The organism is Serratia sp. (in: enterobacteria) (genome assembly GCF_046715635.1).
In the GTDB taxonomy this organism is placed as follows: domain Bacteria; phylum Pseudomonadota; class Gammaproteobacteria; order Enterobacterales; family Enterobacteriaceae; genus Chania.
Genome location: NZ_JBKJYW010000186.1, coordinates 1 through 2,959, shown reverse-complemented (window position 1 = coordinate 2,959; position 2,959 = coordinate 1). Strand labels below are relative to the sequence as shown.

General features: G+C 60.4%; 3 protein-coding genes. All 3 read right to left on the bottom strand.

Annotation, left to right across the window (positions count from 1 at the left end):
* Positions 1 to 333: 333 nt before the first annotated feature.
* Positions 334 to 1,110: an IS21-like element helper ATPase IstB gene (istB, locus tag ACLQ7H_RS09130; protein ID WP_411752385.1), complete on the bottom strand. Its 777-nt coding sequence runs from the start codon at positions 1,108 to 1,110 to the stop codon at positions 334 to 336.
* Entirely contained in the window at positions 1,107 to 2,624 is a 1,518-nt protein-coding gene (istA, locus tag ACLQ7H_RS09125) for an IS21 family transposase (protein ID WP_411752384.1), read from the bottom strand. The genes istB and istA overlap by 4 nt, the downstream gene beginning before the upstream one ends.
* Positions 2,625 to 2,706: 82 nt before the next feature.
* On the bottom strand, positions 2,707 to 2,959 hold a 253-nt coding region (locus ACLQ7H_RS09120), incomplete at its 5' end, for a hypothetical protein (protein ID WP_411752383.1).

Here is a 2,959-nt window from a genome sequence, read left to right as displayed (position 1 = left end):
GTCCCGAGCACGGCAAGCATCTCTCGTCGACTCACAATCCAACGATGGCGATCATCATTGATCATGCGGTATTCCTTCAAATTAAATTTTTCGCATGAGCGGCAACACGCTAATCTGGGGCTTAGCCGCAGACGCCAGCTTGTGGTTTTGTCAACCCGGATTGGCCCACTTTGATAATCTAATTTGGCCCACCTCTGAGTTTGGGTTGCATGCTTTTTTAAAATGACGATTAGTCTGTGGGCAGAGGCTGGCGCGGTGGATAATGGCTTCATCGTTATCCACGGCAAGCCAGCCGGTGCGCGAGCACTGTCCACAGGCTAAGGTTTGCTACCGTCATTTCCGTGCTCGCTGCCGTGCTTCAGTGGTTCTGCGGAAACGGTACGATTCGGTGCCAGTCTCGATGATGTGCGCGCGATCGGTGAGCCGGTCCAGAATCGCTTTGCACAATCTGGTGTTGCTGAATACCGTGGTCCATTCGGAGAAGGGCAGATTGGTGGTGACGATAAGGGTCGCGCGTTCGGCGCGATCGGAAATCACCTGAAACAGAAGTTCCGCGCCAACGTCGGCGAACGGCACATAGCCCACTTCATCGATTGCGATCAGTTCATAGCGTGCCCAGCGCGCGAGAGCACGCCCTAGGAAGTTATGATGCTGGGCTTCAATGAGCTCATTGACCAATCCTGCCGCGGTAGTAAAGCGCACGCGCCGCTTCTGCTGACAAGCCGCCACGCACAGTCCACTGGCTAAGTGTGTCTTGCCGGTGCCGCATTCACCGATGAATAAAATCGGCTCGGTGTGCGCGATGTATCCGCCTTCGGCCAAGCTCTGGATTTGCGCCGCCGAGATATGTGGCGCTTTGCCGAAATCAAATTCAGCGAGCGTCTTCATGCGCGGCAGCCGAGCTTCATGCAGTCTTCGCTCGACCACACGCCGCTCGCGATCTTCGACTTCGGCGCCGAGCAGGCTCGCAAGATAGCTCACATGGGTTTGGCGCTCCTTGATCGCCTCCTGCGCGAGCTTGTCGAATTGCATGGCCACCGTGGGCAGCCGCAAATGCTTGCAGTGCTGGCGAACGGCTGCGTGCTCGATCTGGTTCGCCGCTGGGCTCATGTTGCAGCTCCGATCAGCAACTGATCATATGAGCTGAGATCGGGGAGCGGGCGCTCATAATGGGCAAGCGGCCCGACCTCCAGGGGCAGGGCGCTAATCCGCGGCAACTCGGCTTCATGGAGAAGATATTTAACCGCGGCTGCATCCATGCAGCCCAACTTAACTGCCGCCTCGATGGCCGATGAAAGCCGCGCATACCCGAGCCGTCGACCGAGTTGCAGCAGCTCGATCATCGATCGGGTGCCGACTTGCCGACCATGGCGGCAGTTCAGGCTCGACCATAATTGATCGAAGCTATCGGGCCAGCGCCCCTCGGCGCGCCAGCGCTCGAGTGGCTTCGATCCGGCGAGCGCCCCCGGTTTGCGCTCCAGCACATCGAGGTAATGTTCCAGCTCCAGAATCTGCTGGCGCCGCGAGTAGGAGCGTTCGTGGCGCGCCACCCGCGCCCCGGCGTGCCAGATCTCAACGTGCGCAGGTAGCACGCGCACTCGGGCTCGGGTGCCGACGGCGAGCGGTGCGGAATACCAGTTCGTGCGCACGCAAACGCAACCCTTGCTGTTGACAGTGGCGAAGCTCTCCTCAGCAAGCTCGAAGCCTTCGCTCTGCAGCGGCAGCAGGCGCTCGCGCTCGATCGCCATGCGCTCGCCCACGCTCTGTAGCCGCTCGGCGATTCTGCGCCCGGCATCGGCGCTACAGGCTGAGAGGAGCTGCTGGTTGAGCTCATCGAAGTCTGCGGCTTTGGGGAGCGGCACCAGGTGATTGCGGCGGAAATATCCGGCTTCGCCCTCGACACCGCCCTTCTCCTGCGGCGCGCCCGGCGTACAGAACTGGGCGTTAAAACCCCAGTGCGAGCGAAAGGCGATGAAGCGCGCGGTCTCCTCGCGCCGATAGCCGCGCAGCACCTTCTTCACCGCACTGCTCAAGTTGTCGTAGCGCAGCCGCCGAAAGACTCCGCCGAAGAAGGCGAAGCCCAATTCGTGCGCCTCGAAAAACGCTTGTTGCGTTGCCCGCGGATAAGCCCGGTGAAAGGCGCCAGCACTTGCCATGCTGCGCATCGAGAACAGTTGCGCCTTCTGCCGCTCGCCCGCCAGCTCGACATAAGCTTCGTACCAGTCGACCTGCCCCTCTTCACCCCAGTCGTAACACTGTGGAACCGAAACCTCGCGCCCAAGCAGCCCAAGCTCCCGCTTCTTCTGGCGTACATAGCGGCGCACCGTGGATTCGGCGATTGCATAGTTCGCCAACTCTTGCTTGATCCGGACATAAATGCGATGCGCAGTGTGCCGCTGCTTGCGCGGCGCATCGCGATCGGCTTCAAGAATGCGATCGATGAACGCCGCTACAGCTTGCACGCGTGGGCGCTTTCTTGGCGAGCGCGCCTGCCGCCGCGGCGGGAAAGCGTTGCCGAGCGCCTGGCGCACCATACGCCGGTGCACGCCGAACTTACGAGCCACTCCCTGGATCGTGCCACACCCAAATTCGTATTCGCGCCGGATCTGCTCGAACAGCTCCACCTTCGCTCTCCAGTCCACCTGCCCCTCCCATGCCGCCATCGAATTGCATGGAAGGTACCCCCCGCCCATCAAGTGGGCCAAATCAGATGAGCAAAGTGGGCCAAATTAGAGTAGCGAAACCAGCATTCCCCTCATCTTTCGCTCGCACGAACCAGTGCGCCCAGCAGCTTAGGGTGTGAACGACGGTGTGATGAACAATCACGATGCGGTCGCCTCGAGGCGTACGACCGGCGAACGCATTAAATTGATAGGTGGGGAGCAGCCCAAAAAAGATGGATTCCGCGACGGCCCTCTCATCGCGTCGCAATACGGGCATGACACGTTGTAGATACTGC

What these genes read in the sequence shown, in the direction of transcription:
- istB (WP_411752385.1), bottom strand. Translation starts at nt 1,110, where the DNA reads ATGAGCCCAGCGGCGAACCAGATCGAGCACGCAGCCGTTCGCCAGCAC.